Here is a 14,733-nt window from a genome sequence, read left to right on the forward strand (position 1 = left end):
ATGCGCATCCTTCATGTGTCGAGTGAGTGCGCCCCGTGGGCCAAGACCGGCGGGCTCGGAGACGTCGTCGGGGCGCTGCCGAGCGCGCTCGGGCGGGCCGCCAGGGGCGTCGACGCGGCTGTCGTGCTGCCCTACTACCGCGCGGCCAAGCAGGCGCTGGCCAAGCGCAACCTGAGCCCGCGCGACACGGGCGTCGTCGCCGACGTGCAGCTCGGCCCGGCCACGGCGCGGGTCCGATTTCTGCGCCTCGATCAGCCCGGTCGCGCGCCGACCCTGTTCGCGGCCTGCGACTCGGCCTTCGATCGCGACGGTATCTACGGCCACGAAGACGACGTCCTGCGCTTCATCTTGCTGTCGAAGGCGGTCGTCGGCGTCGGCGCGCAGCTCATGGGTGGGCCGATCGACATCCTTCACGCGCACGACTGGCACACCGCGCTGATCCCCGGGCTCGTCGCGACCCACGCCCGCGGTCTGCACCCGCGGGCGCGCACGGTCCTGACCCTGCACAACCTCGTCTACCAGGGCGTGTGCTCCAAGGATCTGCTCCCGCTCACGGGCCTGCCGTGGGACGTGTTCCACCTCGACGCGTTCGAGTGGTACGACCACCTCGGCTTGCTCAAGGGCGGCATCGCCCTGGCCGACGCCGTGACCACGGTCAGCCCGACCTACGCGCGCGAGATCAAGACGCCGGAGTTTGGCGCCAAGCTCGACGGGTTCTTGCGCCGCCAGCGGATCCACGGGCTGCTCAACGGCGTCGACGTTGAAGAGTGGGATCCGGCCACGGATCCGCATCTTGCCGCGCACTACGACGCCGAGCACCTCGACGGCAAGCGGGCGGTTCGGGCCGACTTGCTGCGGATCTGCGACTGGCCCGAGCTGCCCGAGGTCCCGCTGCTTGGTGTGGTCAGCCGCATGACCGTGCAAAAGGGCCTCGACCTCGTCGCAGCGCTCGCGCCCGAGCTCTACGGCCTCCCGGCTCGACTGGTCGTGCTCGGCACGGGCGGGCCGCGGCTCGAGGACTCGTTTCGGCTCGCGGCGCGGCACTACTCGCACAATGTCCGGACGGAGATCGCGTTTGATGTGCCGCTGTCGCACAAGATCATCGCGGGCTGCGACGCGCTGCTGGTTCCGAGTCGCTTTGAGCCCTGCGGGCTCACGCAGATGTATGCGATGCGCTGCGGGACAGTGCCGATCGTCCACGCGACTGGGGGGCTCGCGGACACGGTTCGTGATCCGGGCGACGAGAGGTTGGCCCGGGGCGAGGGCACGGGCTTTGCGTTCGAGCATCCGACGGCTGCGGGGTTGCGCTGGGCGCTCGGGCGGGCGGTGCGGATGTATCGCGCGCAGCCCGAGGGCTGGCGGGCGATCCAGCGGGCGGGGATGCAGCGCGACTGGAGCTGGACGCGTTCGGCGGCGGAGTATCTGCGCCTCTATCGGGCGCTCGGTCGCTGAGGTCACACCACCGCGGGCCGCTCTAGCTCGAGCACGACTAACTGGCACGACCAACTGGGCACGACCAACTGGGCGTGGCTTACTTGGCGGCGGTGGCGGCGGGCAGGGGCTCGTGGATCTGCGCGAGCAATCGCTGGGCCTCGGGATACCCGGGCCGCAGCGCGAGCGCCTTGCCGATCGCGTCTTCGGCCGCCGCGAAGTCGCCGACCTTCCACTCGATCTCCGCCTTCACCGTCCACAGCTGCGGCTCGTTTGGCTGCCAGCGCAGGGCATCGAGGATGTGCCCGCGGGCCACGTCGAGCTGCGGGGGGTCGCGGTCGAGCGCGAGCCGGGCCCGGAGGTAGGCCTCGTAGGCCGCGGGCGCGGGCGCGGGCGACTTGACCAGGACCTGCTCGCCGTCCTCGTCGGTCACGTAGTGGAGCTCGCGGTTGGCGAAGTAGCCGTTGGCCCAGCACCCGCTCGTCAGCGCGAGCGAGGCGGCGAGGACCAGCTTGGTCGCGGAAGCCACCCCGCTATCCTGCCACGTTCGGCGGCCCCGTGCCCATCGCGGCGAGCGCGTGGTAAGAGCAGGGCCATGGCCTACGAAAAAGGGCTCAGCGAGCTCGGCGATGGCTGCTACGCGTACCTTCAACCCGACGGCTCCTGGGGCTGGAACAACGCGGGGCTGATCTGCGACGGCGAGGCCAGCTTGCTGGTCGACACCCTGTTCGATACCCGCCTGACCGCGCAGATGCTCGCGACCATGCGCGACGCGGCCCCAGCGGCGAAGTCGATCGACACGGTCGTCAACACCCACGCCAACGGCGATCACTGCTGGGGCAACCAGCTCGTCCGCGAGGCCGAGATCATCGCCTCGCGCCGGGGCGCCGCGGAGATGTCCGAGATCCCGCCGACGCTGATGGCCAAGCTCGACAAGGTCGCGCGCCTGACCATGCGCATGGGTGCGCTCGGCAAGGGCCTGGGCTGGGTCGCGGGCAAGCTCGGCGTCGAGCTGCTCGCCTCGATCGTCGAGGCCGCGCCCTTCGTGATCGAGGTCTTTGGCGACTTTCACTTCGAGGGCATCGAGCTGGTGTTGCCGACCCGGACCTTCGACGACGCGCTGAGCTTGAAGGTCGGCGACAAGCGCGTCGAGCTGATCGAGGTCGGGCCTGCGCACACCAAGGGCGACGTGATCGTCCACGTGCCCGACGATCGCGTGGTCTACTGCGGCGACATCCTGTTCATCGGCGGCCACCCGATCGTGTGGGAGGGGCCGGTGTCCAACTGGATCGCCGCGTGCGAGCGGATCGAGGCCATGGACGTCGACGCGATCGTGCCCGGGCACGGGCCGCTGACCGACAAGGCCGGGGTCCGGCGCGTGCGCGAGTACCTGAGCTACGTCCACGATCAGGCCCGGCAGCGCTACGACGCGGGCATGGGGGTGTTCGAGGCCGCGAAGGACATCGAGCTCACGGACTACGCGGCGTGGGGCGAGTCGGAGCGGATCGTCGTCAACGTCGACACGCTCTACCGCGAGTTCTCGGGCGCCGGGCCGCGCAAGAGCGCGGTGCCCTGCTTCGCGGCGATGGCCCGGTTCGCGGGCAAGAGTCGCTCGGCGAGCCCGAGCTGAGGGGGCACTCGGGCGGCTCGCGACTTCGGCCAGCGTCTCATGGTGGCGGCTTGAAGGTCAGGGCCGGATCAACTCTTGAGCGTCGCGGGCACCTCGAGTCCGAGGGTCAGCGCGCGCGCGGCCATGAACACCAACAGCGCCAGCCACAGCATCTGCGGCCCACCCCCGCCGTAGCGAGCCCACAGCGCGAGCGGCAAGAAGCCCAGCGCGAACGACAGCAACATCGCCCGCGCCAAGGTCGGCCCGGCGGTCAGCCCGATGAAGTAGCCGTCGAGGACATAGGCGACCGCGCCGAGCAGCAGCACGAGGACCAGCCAGCCGCGCGCGTCGGTGACCGCCGCGAGTAGCTCGGGCTGGTCGGTCAGCAGCACGAAGAGCTGCGGAAACGCGATGAACGCGAGCGCGAAGCCGCCCGCGGTAGCGAGGCCCCAGCGCAGCGCGAGCGCCAGCAGCCGGCGAAGGCTGGGCTTGTCATCGCGGCCCTTGAACACCCCCGCGAGGCTCTCGGTCGCGTGGGCGAAGCCGTCGATGAAGTAGCTGGCCAGGCCGAGGACGCGCAAGAGCACGGCGTTGGCGGCGAGCAGCGTGGACGAGAAGCTGGCCGAGAAATTTGTGAACAGCGCGAACGCGGAGATCAGCGCGAGCGTCCGCAGCCAGATGTGCCGCCCGAGGTTAGCGATCGGCCGCAGGTGCGCCCAGCCCAACACCGCGCCGGTCGGCTCGTCGCTGCGGGTCTCGGCCCACGCCCGCCAAACGATCGGCGCCGCGGTCAGCAGCGCCAAGTATTGGCTGCCCATCGTCGCCCACCCGGCCCCGGCGGCGCCCCAGCCGAGCTTCACGATCAACACATAGTCCAGGACCACGTTGGCGCCGTTGGCCACGATCGCCATGATCAAGATCGGCCGCGTCCGCTGGAGGCCCAGGAGCCAGCCCATCACGCAGAAGTTGAGCAGGACCGCGGGCGCGGCCCAGATCCGCGCGTCGTAGTAGGCCCGGGCGGCGAGCTCGACGGCGGCCTCGCCCTCGAGCAGCGCGAACGAGAGCCAGCCGATCGGGGCTTGGATCGCTAGCAGCACGGTCGAGAACACGAGCGCGAGCACGCCCGCGCGCAGCAGCAATGCTCGGGACTCGCCGAGCTGTTCGCGGCCGAAGGCCTGGGCGGTCAGGCCGGTCGTGCCCATGCGCAGGAAGCCGAACGACCAGTAGAGGAGATCGAAGATCACGCCGCCGAGGGCGACCCCGGCGAGGGGATCGAGCTCGTCGAGGTGGCCGAGGATCGCGGTGTCGACGAGGCTCGCGATTGGGACCATCAACGACGCGGCGATGCTCGGGAGCGCGAGCTGTGCGAAGCGGTGGCGTAGGCTTTTTGTGACCCCCACTGGTGGGCTGGACTCTGCCACGCGTTGTTCGGCGTGGAAACTGGACTCATGGTTCTCGTTTTTTCGTCTCAGAGTCCTCGTTTTGATCTTTAGATCATGAAGACCGGCCTCAGAGTCCTCATTTTGATCTTTAGATCACGTGCTCGCAAAACTCGGCGGAGGAAGACCGGCCTCAGAGTCCTCATTTTGATCTTTAGATCACGTGCTCGCTGAGGAAGACCGGCCTCAGAGTCCTCATTTTGATCTTTAGATCACGTGCTCGCAAAACTAGACGTCGAGTTCTAGTTTCGATGCTCCGATCAGAAGAATTCCTGCAACTCCGTAGTCCGGGGCCCGACAAGCTCCGCGTGGCCTCCTCCGCGCAAAAACAAGCCAGCGCCGCCCGCCGGGCCAAAAATCGGGCCCGTGGGCAGGCTCGAACATACCCGCGGGTGCGCGCGCGGCCGATTTACTCGGGCAGCAGCTGCAAGATCACCCGGCGCTGTCTTGGCCGCTTGCTGCTGCTGTCGCCGGGTGTCAAGGCCGAGGAACTCGCCAACTTCATCGGCTATTGCCTCGCCTACGCGGCCGCGCTCCATGGGATCGAGGTTCACGCGAGCGTGTGGATGTCGAACCATCACCACACGGATGTGACCGATCCGCACGGCAACCTCGTGCCCTTCAAGCAGCTCCTGCACAGCTTGATCGCCCGAGGCCGCAACGCGCGGCTCGGGCGGTACGACACCTTCTGGAGCGGTGATGCCGCTTGCGATACGCGGCGACCCACGGATGACGAGTCGCTGGCCGATCTCGTGTACACCCTGACGAACCCTGTCAAGGACGGGCTCGTGAAGTGGGGGCGGCTGTGGCCGGGGTTTACGACCATCGACTGGCGCTTCGGCGAGACGCGGACCTTCAAGCGGCCCGACTGGCTTTTTGACGAGGGCGGCGAGATGCCTGAGGAGGTCTCGTTGACGCTCGTTCGGCCGCCGATCTTCCCCGCGCTCGACGACGAAGAACTCTACGCCAAGCTGATGACCCAGGTCCGTCAGCGCGAGGTCGAATTCCAGCGAGAGTTCCGCGAAAAGGGACGCCGATTCATGGGGCTGCGCAAGCTTGCCCGGCAGGGCTGGAATCAGGCGCCGCGGAGCTTCGAGGAGCGATTCACGGTTGCGCCGAGGTGGGCGAGCTCGAGCAAGTGGTTGGTGCTGGCGCAACTGCAGCGGGACCGCGAGTGGGAGCGGCAATACGCGGCCGCGCGGACGTTGCTGCTAAGGGGCGAGTCGGCGGTGTTCCCTGCGGGGACCTACTGGATGCGACACTTCGCGGGTGTCGCCGTGGCAGCGCAGTCGCCCTAGCGAACAGGGCATAGGAGAGGGCGGGGTCGCGTGGGGCCATCCCGGCGTCGTGTATTGGTTCGGTGGGGGCGAGGCGGGTGTAGATGGGCGCGCCTTAGCGAAAATCGGGCTGAGTCGCGCGATATTGCGCTTGGGGTGGAGTGTCGGCTGGGTTTGAGAGCCGGCCCGGACCTCGGCAAGCGCGTTGGAAGACAAAGACTCTCAGTCCGGATCCCTTGGGCATTAAGACTCTCAGTCCGGATCCCTTGGATTTGGAAGACAAAGACTCTCAGTCCGGATCCCTTGCCTTAAAGCGGAATATTACCATGCTTCTTAGGCGGATTCTCCTGCCGCTTATTCCGCAACAAACCAAAACTATCCACCAACACCCGCCGAGTCTCACGCGGCATGATCACCCGATCCAAAAACCCAAATTCCGCAGCCTTATACGGACTCGCAAACAGCCGCCGATAATCCGCGATCAGCCGAGCCCGCTCCCCTTCAGGATCCTCAGCCCCCGCGATCTGCCGCCTAAAGATAATATTCACCGCCCCCTCAGCACCCATGACCGCGATCTCCGCCGTCGGGTAAGCAAGGTTGATATCCCCCCGGATGTGCTTCGACGCCATGACATCATACGCGCCACCATAGGCCTTGCGCGTAACCAGGGTGACCTTCGGCACGGTCGCCTCCGTAAACGCGTAGAGCAGCTTGGCGCCATGGCGGATAATGCCGCCGTACTCCTGCTCCGTCCCGGGCAAGAACCCAGGCACATCGACCAAGGTCAAAAGCGGCGTGTTAAACGCGTCACAGGTCCGGACGAAGCGGGCAGCCTTGACCGAGGCGTCGATGTCGAGGCAGCCCGCGAGGACCAGCGGTTGGTTGGCGACCACGCCGACCGGGTGCCCGTCGATCCGCACGTAGCCGACGACGATGTTCTTGGCGTGGTGCTCCTGGATCTCGAGGAACACCCCGTCGTCGGCGATCGACTCGATCAGCGTGCGGATGTCGTAGGGCTTGTTGGGGTTCTCGGGCACGAGCGAGGCCAGCTCCTCGCATACGCGATCGGTCGGATCGCTGGTCTCGCGCGTCGGCGGCGGCTCCATGTTGTTGCTCGGCATGAACCCGAGCAGCTCGCGGGTCAGGGCCAGGGCCGCGGCCTCGTCGGCGCACGCGAAGTGACCGACGCCGGACTTCTCGTTGTGGGTCATGGCCCCGCCGAGGGCCTCCTTGGTCACCTCTTCGTGGGTCACCGTCTTGATCACGTCGGGCCCGGTGATGAACATGTAGCTCGACTTCTCGACCATCAGCACGAAGTCGGTCAGCGCGGGCGAGTACACGGCCCCGCCCGCGCACGGGCCGAGGACGACCGAGATCTGCGGGACGACCCCGGAGCTGAGCACGTTGCGCTTGAAGATCTCGGCGTAGCCGCCGAGCGCGGCCACGCCCTCCTGGATGCGGGCGCCGCCGCTGTCGTTGAGCCCGATCACCGGGGCCCCGACCTCCATGGCCTTGTCCATGACCTTGCAGATCTTCTCGGCGTGGGCCCAGCCGAGGCTGCCGCCGAACACGTCGGGGCGCTGGGCGAACACGAACACCCGCCGGCCGTCGATCGTGCCGTAGCCGGTCACGACGCCGTCGCCGTAGGTCTGCTTTTGCTGCATGCCAAAGTCGGCGCACTGCGAGGTCACGAAGCGATCGAGCTCGACGAAGCTGCCAGCGTCGAGCAGCAGCTCGATCCGCGCGTGGGCGCTCTGACGCCCGGCGCCCTCGAGCTTGGTCAGCGCGGCGGCGGACTTTTGCTCGAGCTTGGCGACCGCCTCGGCGCCCGCGCGGGCCTGGATCGGACCGCCACCGAGCCTGGCGACACGCTCGCGGACTTCGAGCTTGGCGACGGGATCTTGCGGTGCTTGCGGTGCTTGCGTGTCGGGGTCGTCGGCCATCGGCGGGACTGTACGCAGCCCACGGCCACACGCAAACCCTCCTGGGGTTCCCACCCGGGCCATGGCACACTGGCGGACCATGGCCTTCGCTCATGTCCCCCTCGAGGACGCGCAGCTCGGTCCCGTCGCCGCGAAGTTCGTGGGCGAAGGGGCGCCCGCGAAGATGCGCAAGATGGCCGCGGCTGGCCTCGCCCCGCTGCCGCCGCGGGACATGCTCGTCGCGCTCTATCAGCTGTGGGTCGCCAACGACGAGGGCTCCGACGCGGCCGGCAAGACCGTCGAGGGGCTGCCAGACGCGGTCCTCAACGGCGCGCTCACCGACAAGCTGCTGCCGCCGGGGGTCCTCGACCTGCTCGGCCGCAAATTCGCTCGCAACGAGAAGGTCCTGGCGCTGGTCGTGCGCCACCCCAAGGTCGACGACGAGACCCTCATCGGCATCTCGCGCGTGTGCCCCGAGACGATCTGCGACATCCTGGCCGACAACGAGACCCGCTGGCTCGCGACCCCAGGCATCGTCTCGGGCCTGTACCAGAACCGCCACTGCCGCATGAGCGTGATCCACCGGATGATCGAGCTCGGCGAGCGCCAGGGCGTCGAGCTCGGGCTCCCGGCGATGGAGGAGATCCGCCTGGCCCTGGCCGAGAGCGGGCCCGTCGACGAGAGCCGCGACCAGGCCTTCAAGGCCCTGCACACGACCGAGAAGGTCGCCGAGGCCGAGGCCGCGGCCCTCGACCTGCTCGGCGCCGCCGACGTCGACGACGAGCTCGAGCTCCCGGAGCTCGACGACGACGACGCGGAGATCTACGAGGGCCCGCTGCCCGGCGAGGAGGACGGCGCCGAGGCCGAGGCCGAGGCCAAGCCCGAGATCCGCGAGCAGGACAAGCAGCCCCCGAGCAAGGAGAGCCGCATGCATCAGATCTCGAAGATGCGCCCGCTCGAGAAGATCCGCACCGCGCTGCTCGGCGACAAGTACGACCGCTCGCTGCTCGTCCGCGACTCCAACAAGACCGTGGCGATGGCGACGATCCGGTCGCCCAAGATCCGCGACAGCGAGGCCGTGGCCTACGCCGCCAACCGCTCCTTGCCCCATGAAGTCATCACCTACATCTCCAACCGCCGCGAGTGGATCAAGCTCTACACGGTCAAGCTCAACCTGGTGATGAACCCCAAGACGCCGCTCGCGCGCTCGATGAGTCTGCTGGCCTTCCTCAACCGCAACGACATCCAGAAGGTCGCGCGGTCCAAGGGCATCCCGTCAGCGCTGGCCACGGCCGCGAAACGTAAGATGCAAGCTCGACGTTGAACCTGTCAGTGTCAGCTCTTCGCGCGGCCCTCGAACGCTACGGGGGCATCCTCGTCCGACCCCGGGCGACCCTCGCGGGCCTCGGTCCGGGTGAGGGCCGCCGCGACTGGTGGGTGCTCGCGGGGTTGTTCGTGCTCGGCAGCCAGATCGAGCACCTGGCCGAGTCCGTCGCGCGCTATCAGGTCTTCCGCAGCTTCTGGCTGCTGGTCAACGGCTTCGCGCTCGCGCTCTTGACCCCGCTCTTGGTCGGGCTGGTGGTCGAGAGCATCGTCGGGGCCGCGCGCAGCCGCTATCGCCACTTGCCCCTGGTCGCGCTGGTCCTGGTCGCGACGGTGGCCAACCTCTTGCGCCAACAGGGCGTGGTCATCCCGGGGCCGCGCTACCTGCCCGAGATGCTCGGCGCGGCGTGGGCCGCCGGGCTCGGGGTCTGGATCCGCAAGGCGATGCCCGCCGAGGACGCGGGCGGCGCGGACCAAGACAAGGAGAAGGTCGAGACCTCGAGGGACGCGGCGGAGGTGAGCCATGAGTGACCCGCGCGAAGGATCTCGTCTGGGCTTGGTCGTCGGCGCGCTCGTCGTCGCGCTGACGCTGCTCTCGGGCGCCCGCGACCTCGGGCTCGGTCTCGACAATTGGGCCAGCTACACCCCCGTTACGCCGGGTGATCCGCTGCCCGAGTTCGCCGTGCAGCTCGACGACGGCAGCTCGCTGAGCTCCGCGGACCTCGAAGGGCAGGTCTCGCTGCTGGTGTTTTGGGCCACGTGGTGTCACGCCTGCGGGCTCGAGATGCCGACGGTCGTCGAGATCGACCAGCGCTACGCAGAGCGAGGCGGCGAGGTCCGCGTGTACGGCGTCAACCGAGACAGCGGCGCGCCGGCGGAGCGCCGGGCCTTGGTCGAGCCCTACGCCGCCAGCAAGGGCATGGACTTCGCGCAGATCTACGACGACGGCCAGCTCGCGCAGGCGTTCGGGGTCGAGCAGATCCCCTACATGGTCCTGGTCGACAAGCGCGGGGCCATTCGCTCGCTGCACCTCGGCCAGGTCAGCGAGCGAAAGCTGCGCGGGGAGATCGACGCGCTCCTCGACGAGTGACCGCCCGGGACTCGAGCGATCTCAGCCGCCCGCCATGGCGAACACCTCGCCCCGCAAGTACTCGTGCTCGAGCGCTGCGTCCCGTCCGAAGGCGCAGCACTCGGCGTGGGTCATCCGCCCGGCTGGGGCCTGCGCGCTCACGGTGTGAGCAGGTCGCAGGAAGCCATCGAGCTCGCTCATTTCAGATGCAGCAGCGCCGTGTGGGCGGCGACCAGCTCTTTGAGCGCGGCGTCGAGCTCGGGGTCCTTCGCCGCGGCCATGACGAGGTCGAGCTGCACGAGGCTCATGTTGTTCGAGTTCTCGCGCAGGCCCTCGCTGATCTTCGTGACGGCCTCATCGCTGACCTGAAAGCCGCGGACCTCGGTGACCGCGAGCATCTTGGGCTCGAGCTCGGCCTTTCGGCTCTCGAACAGCGCGCGGGCCTCGGCGACGGCGGCCTTCTTGTCCTCGCCCTCCCTGATCATGCTGACCATCTCGTTGGTCAGCTCGGTGACCTCGTCGATGGTCTCGTTGACGAGCTCGTCCTTCGAGCAGGCGGAGACGGTCAGCGCCAGCGCGAGGAGCAGGGCGCACACAGCGGGAGGCAGCGAACGAACTCGGGCGCGCATGGGCGGAGGGTAGCGTTTTCACCCGCGTTGACGGCGCGAGCGCAGGCTCGCCGATCTGCGAACGCTCACACACGTGGCGTGACGAGCCGCTCGAGCGCAGCCTCGGTCAGAAGCCGCCGCCCTCGCCGTACTCGGGCGCGGGGTTCTCGAACCGGGTGTGCTTCTTCATGAAGGTCAGGTGGACCGTGCCGATCGGGCCGTTGCGCTGCTTGCCGATGATGACCTCGGCCTTGTTCTCGACCTCGCGCCGCTTCTCTTCGGGGCTGTCGGCGTTGAGGTAGCGCTCCTCGCGGTAGATGAACATGATCACGTCGGCGTCCTGCTCGATCGCGCCAGACTCGCGCAGATCCGAGAGCTGGGGGCGGTGATCGGCGCGCGAGTCGACGGCGCGGTTGAGCTGCGAGAGCGCGATCACGGGGACCTTGAGCTCCTTGGCGAGCGCCTTGAGCCCGCGAGAGATCTCGGAGATCTCCTGCTCGCGCGAGTCGTAGCGGGCCTTGCCGCCGCGCGCGAGCTGGAGGTAGTCGATCATGACCAGGCCGAGGCCCTTGTGGTTGGCGGACGGATCGTCGGGATCGGGGTCGGGGAAGATCGTCCGGTCGTCTCGCCAGCGGCGGGCGCGGGCCCGGACCTCGAGGATGCTCGGCGCGGCGGTGTCGTCGATGTACAGCGGCGCGTTGGAGATGCGGTCGGCGGCGGCGATCAGGCCGCGGAAGTCCTGCTCCATCATCCGGCCGCCGCGGCGCAGCTGGGCGTAGTCGACCTTGGCCTCGCTGCACAGCACGCGCTCGATCAGCTGGGTCGCGCCCATCTCGAGCGAGAAGAACAGGACCGGGAAGCGACCGGGGCGCTGCTCGGGCGGCGCGTTGGTGTACTTCGCCGGCAGGATGCAGGCGTTTTGGGCCAGGTTGAGGGCGAACGCGGTCTTGCCCATCGAGGGGCGCGCCGCGATGATGATCAGATCGCTGGGCTGGAGGCCCGCGGTCATCTCGTCCATCTGGGTGAAGCCGGTCGAGACCCCGGTGATCGGGTCGGTCTGGCGCTGGCGCTCGGTGATGCCCTGGAAGACCTCGAGCATCAGCTCGCGCGAGCTTCGGTAGGTGCTCTTGCGCCCGCGCTCGTTGACCTTGAGGACCCGCTGCTCGGCCGTGTCGATGTAGGCCCGGGCGTCCTCGAGCTCCTCCATGCCCTCCTCGTAGATCTCGCGGGTCGTGACGACGAGGTTGCGGATCTGGGCGGCCTCGAGGATCAGCTCGGCGTGGGCCTTGATGTTGTGGGCGGTGGCGTAGCGGTCGAGGCGGGCGAGGCCCTCGATCCCGCCGACGAGCTCGAGCTCGCCGGTCCGACGAAGCTGGGCCTCGAGGGTGATCACGTCGATCGGCTCGCCGCGCTCCTCGAGCATCCGCATGCCGCGGAACACCGCCTGGGCTCGGGGCTGGTAGAAGTCGTCCTCGGTCACGTGCTCGAGCACGTCGTTGAGCGCCTCGCGGCCGCGCAACAAGATGCCGCCGAGGACTGCGTTCTCGGCTTCGGGGCGATGGGGGAGGGTGCGCTGTGAGGCCATGGCTGACCGGGGCTGACCGGGTCCGATAGAGTAGTCTGTGGGTCGCCGCGGGGGCAGCGGCAAAGCACAGGAGCTGGTGGGAGTTTGTCACTGGGGCCTCGAAGGCGGTGCTCTGTCCTGGATCATGGGGGTTCTATGCACGTAGCAGCTGTATGCCCCGGCATATGTGCAAGCTCTCAGAGTAAAGTCGCTGGCGCGAATGGCGCGATGTTTTCGTCAGGCGATCGGACATACGCGCGGCTGGCGATGGGCGCCGTGGCCCTCCCGTGATAGGTTCACGCCGCATGGCGCGAGTGCCCGAGAGGATCGGCCACTACGAAATCCAGGGCCTTCTGGGTAAGGGGGCGATGGGTGAGGTCTACGAAGGCCGCGACCCCAACCTGGATCGTCGAGTGGCGCTCAAGGTTCTGGGCCGCAAGCACCAGGAGTCTTCGGAGTTCAAGGAGCGGTTCCTCCGCGAGGGCCGCTCGCTGGCGGCGATGAACCACGTCAACGTGGTTCAGGTCTACTTCATCGGCGAGTTCGAAGGCCGGCCCTTCCTGGCCATGGAGTTCCTCGACGGCGAGGACATCGGCGGGCTGATCAAGAAGAACGGCCCGCTGCATCCGGGCGACGCGGCCGAGGTCGTGCGCCAGTCGTCGGTCGGCTTGCTCGAGGCCAAGCGCGCCGGGGTCGTCCACCGCGACGTCAAGCCCTCGAACCTGGTCGTGACCAAGGCCGGCGAGGTCAAGGTCACCGACTTCGGCCTGGCCAAGGCGCTGCAAGAAGACCTCTCGATCACGGCGACCGGCGTGTTCGTCGGCACGCCCGACTACCTCGCGCCCGAGCAGGCCATGGGCGAAGACGTCGACTCGAGCGCCGACGTCTACGCGCTCGGCTGCTCGCTCTATCACATGTGCACGGGCAGCCCGCCGTTTCGCAAGGGCGGCGCCGACGACCACTACACCGCCGTGGTCCGTCGTCACCTCAAGGCCGAGCGCCCGGTGCTCAAGACCCAGATCGCCAACTTCGACGAGCCGCTGAGCGATCTGTGCCGCCGGATGATGAGCCGCCGGCCCGACGTCCGCCCAACCCTCGAGGAGCTGATCGAGCACCTCCCGGCCATTACGGCGAGGATCGGCGGGCAGATCCCGCCGCGCCACGCCGCGGTCGAGATCGCGACCGAGGTCCCGTCGGCGGCGCCCGAGCCCGCGGCGTCGAACGTCGAGGATGCCCGGGGCGAGGCCGCGGCCGCCAGCAAGAAGACCTGGGCGATCGCAATCGTGATCGGGATCGTGATCGGCGTGGTCGTCTCGCTGATCACGATGATGATGGTGAGCAAGTGAAGATCGAGCTCGACCGGGGGCTCGCGCCGTAGCGATGCCGAGTGACACGGTTGGCGCCGGGGCTGTTTCGCCGGGCCAGATCGCCGCGGCCGCGACCGCGCTGATGCCCGAGTTGTTCGAGGAGATCGCCCTCGCGGCCGACAGCCTGGCCGACGATCTCGCCGAGCGCCTGGGCATGGTCGCGTGGGAGCGCGAAGAGCAGATTGGGGCGGCGCAGCGCCGACTGATCGAGCTCCGCGCGCGCCGCTTTCATCGCTTTGGCGGCGACCCGGCCCTGGTTCGGGAGCTCCGCGAGCAGCCGCTCGAGGCGCTCGAGCTGGCCTGGCGAGCGCTGCGGCGGGGTCGTCGAGTCCACGTCGAGTCCGAGGTCGGGGCGTGCCCGGGCGTGTTTCGTCTCCTGCGCAACATGTCGGATCGCCTCGAGCCCGGGGTCCTGACGGTCTCGGCGCCGGGGATCCTCGATCACGCCCACGCGGATTGGCAGGCGATCGGCGTCCGGCGACGCAGCGAGCGGGTCGCGTTGGTCCAGGCCGACGCCGACCGCGAGCTCGCGGCCTACGTGCTCGCGCGGGGCTGCCTGCGCCGAACCGGCTTCGACCCTCGCGTGGTTCACCGCGTGATCGTGGTCGGCCGGAGCGAGCGGCTCGAGCGGACTCTGCGACGGCTGTGGATCGGCGCCCGCATGGGTCCCGTCGATGACGAGCACGCCTTCGCCGGCCCCGTCGACGAGCCCCGGGCCGAGCGCTTCTTGGCCGTCGAAGCGGCCTGGCGCGCCCGCGAGCAGGTGACCACCTTGTGCCCGGGCGGCCGCCTCGAGCGGGCCGACGCCCTCGGCCAGTGCTTCTTGGCCCCCGCGCTGTTCCGCGTCCCGAGCCCAGCCCAGGGGGGCGAGCTCCCGACAGGCGACCCCGAGCCCTGCGGCCCGATGCTCATCGTCTACCCGGCCCGGACCTCGGCCGAGGGCGAGGCGCTGCTCGATCACTTCGCCCCCCGCAACCAGGGCCGCCTTCGCTTCGGCGAAAAACCCCGCGACCTGAGCCTGCGCTCGATCGACGGCCAGATCCATGGCGCCCTCCTCGTCGAGCGCCTGCCCCCCGGGCTCCCCGAGCCGCGGCCCTAGCAGCCCGGGGTGCAAGCACCCCGGG

14 protein-coding genes are annotated in these 14,733 nt (G+C 68.7%); 8 read left to right on the forward strand and 6 right to left on the reverse strand.

Annotated elements, in window-relative coordinates; all coding sequences use genetic code 11:
• Entirely contained in the window at positions 1–1,452 is a 1,452-nt protein-coding gene (gene glgA, locus ENSA5_RS09770; protein WP_106391360.1) for a glycogen synthase GlgA, read from the forward strand.
• A 79-nt stretch (positions 1,453–1,531) separates the two neighbouring features.
• Here glgA and ENSA5_RS09775 read toward each other — a convergent pair whose 3' ends face one another.
• Complete coding sequence (locus ENSA5_RS09775; RefSeq protein WP_106391361.1) at positions 1,532–1,960, reverse strand: tetratricopeptide repeat protein; 429 nt, start codon at positions 1,958–1,960, stop codon at positions 1,532–1,534.
• A gap of 66 nt (positions 1,961–2,026) precedes the next feature.
• Here ENSA5_RS09775 and ENSA5_RS09780 point away from each other — a divergent pair, with 66 nt between their 5' ends.
• A complete protein-coding gene (locus ENSA5_RS09780; RefSeq protein ID WP_106391362.1) occupies positions 2,027–3,061 on the forward strand; it encodes an MBL fold metallo-hydrolase in 1,035 nt (344 codons plus the stop codon).
• A 68-nt stretch (positions 3,062–3,129) separates the two neighbouring features.
• On the opposite strand, the gene ENSA5_RS09785 is transcribed toward ENSA5_RS09780, so the two are convergent.
• Positions 3,130–4,461: an MATE family efflux transporter gene (locus ENSA5_RS09785; RefSeq protein ID WP_308726538.1), complete on the reverse strand. Its 1,332-nt coding sequence runs from the start codon at positions 4,459–4,461 to the stop codon at positions 3,130–3,132.
• A 326-nt stretch (positions 4,462–4,787) separates the two neighbouring features.
• Here ENSA5_RS09785 and ENSA5_RS09790 point away from each other — a divergent pair, with 326 nt between their 5' ends.
• Positions 4,788–5,777: a hypothetical protein gene (locus tag ENSA5_RS09790; RefSeq protein ID WP_146155522.1), complete on the forward strand. Its 990-nt coding sequence runs from the start codon at positions 4,788–4,790 to the stop codon at positions 5,775–5,777.
• A gap of 287 nt (positions 5,778–6,064) precedes the next feature.
• Here ENSA5_RS09790 and ENSA5_RS09795 read toward each other — a convergent pair whose 3' ends face one another.
• The gene (locus ENSA5_RS09795; RefSeq protein ID WP_106391365.1) at positions 6,065–7,699 is read right to left on the reverse strand and encodes an acyl-CoA carboxylase subunit beta; all 1,635 of its coding nucleotides are present in this window, start codon (positions 7,697–7,699) and stop codon (positions 6,065–6,067) included.
• Positions 7,700–7,778: 79 nt separating this feature from the next.
• Here ENSA5_RS09795 and ENSA5_RS09800 point away from each other — a divergent pair, with 79 nt between their 5' ends.
• From ENSA5_RS09800 to ENSA5_RS09810, 3 genes are read left to right on the forward strand one after another with little or no spacing between them, the layout of a single operon-like run.
• A complete protein-coding gene (locus ENSA5_RS09800; RefSeq protein WP_146155523.1) occupies positions 7,779–9,002 on the forward strand; it encodes a hypothetical protein in 1,224 nt (407 codons plus the stop codon).
• 8 nt (positions 9,003–9,010) lie between these two features.
• Complete coding sequence (locus ENSA5_RS37370; protein WP_181197579.1) at positions 9,011–9,532, forward strand: hypothetical protein; 522 nt, start codon at positions 9,011–9,013, stop codon at positions 9,530–9,532.
• On the forward strand, positions 9,525–10,091 hold the full coding sequence (locus ENSA5_RS09810) for a TlpA family protein disulfide reductase (protein WP_106391367.1): 567 nt from the start codon (positions 9,525–9,527) through the stop codon (positions 10,089–10,091). Before ENSA5_RS37370 ends, ENSA5_RS09810 begins: the two co-directional genes overlap by 8 nt.
• A gap of 21 nt (positions 10,092–10,112) precedes the next feature.
• Here the strand turns inward: ENSA5_RS09810 and ENSA5_RS37375 are convergent, their stop codons facing one another.
• The 3 genes from ENSA5_RS37375 to dnaB form a co-directional block, all read right to left on the reverse strand.
• Positions 10,113–10,271 carry a hypothetical protein gene (locus tag ENSA5_RS37375; RefSeq protein ID WP_181197580.1) on the reverse strand — a complete coding sequence of 53 codons (159 nt, stop codon included), beginning with the start codon at positions 10,269–10,271 and terminating at the stop codon, positions 10,113–10,115.
• Entirely contained in the window at positions 10,268–10,699 is a 432-nt protein-coding gene (locus ENSA5_RS09815) for a hypothetical protein (RefSeq protein WP_146155524.1), read from the reverse strand. Before ENSA5_RS09815 ends, ENSA5_RS37375 begins: the two co-directional genes overlap by 4 nt.
• A gap of 106 nt (positions 10,700–10,805) precedes the next feature.
• Complete coding sequence (dnaB, locus tag ENSA5_RS09820; RefSeq protein WP_106391369.1) at positions 10,806–12,263, reverse strand: replicative DNA helicase; 1,458 nt, start codon at positions 12,261–12,263, stop codon at positions 10,806–10,808.
• A gap of 284 nt (positions 12,264–12,547) precedes the next feature.
• On the opposite strand from dnaB, the gene ENSA5_RS09825 reads away from it, so the two are divergent.
• The gene (locus ENSA5_RS09825; RefSeq protein ID WP_106391370.1) at positions 12,548–13,588 is read left to right on the forward strand and encodes a serine/threonine-protein kinase; all 1,041 of its coding nucleotides are present in this window, start codon (positions 12,548–12,550) and stop codon (positions 13,586–13,588) included.
• Between the two features lie 34 nt (positions 13,589–13,622).
• Complete coding sequence (locus ENSA5_RS09830; protein ID WP_106391371.1) at positions 13,623–14,708, forward strand: aldehyde dehydrogenase family protein; 1,086 nt, start codon at positions 13,623–13,625, stop codon at positions 14,706–14,708.
• The last annotated feature ends 25 nt before the right edge of the window (positions 14,709–14,733 follow it).

Origin of the sequence: Enhygromyxa salina (assembly GCF_002994615.1) — a bacterium.
GTDB lineage: Bacteria > Myxococcota_A > Polyangia > Nannocystales > Nannocystaceae > Plesiocystis > Plesiocystis salina_A.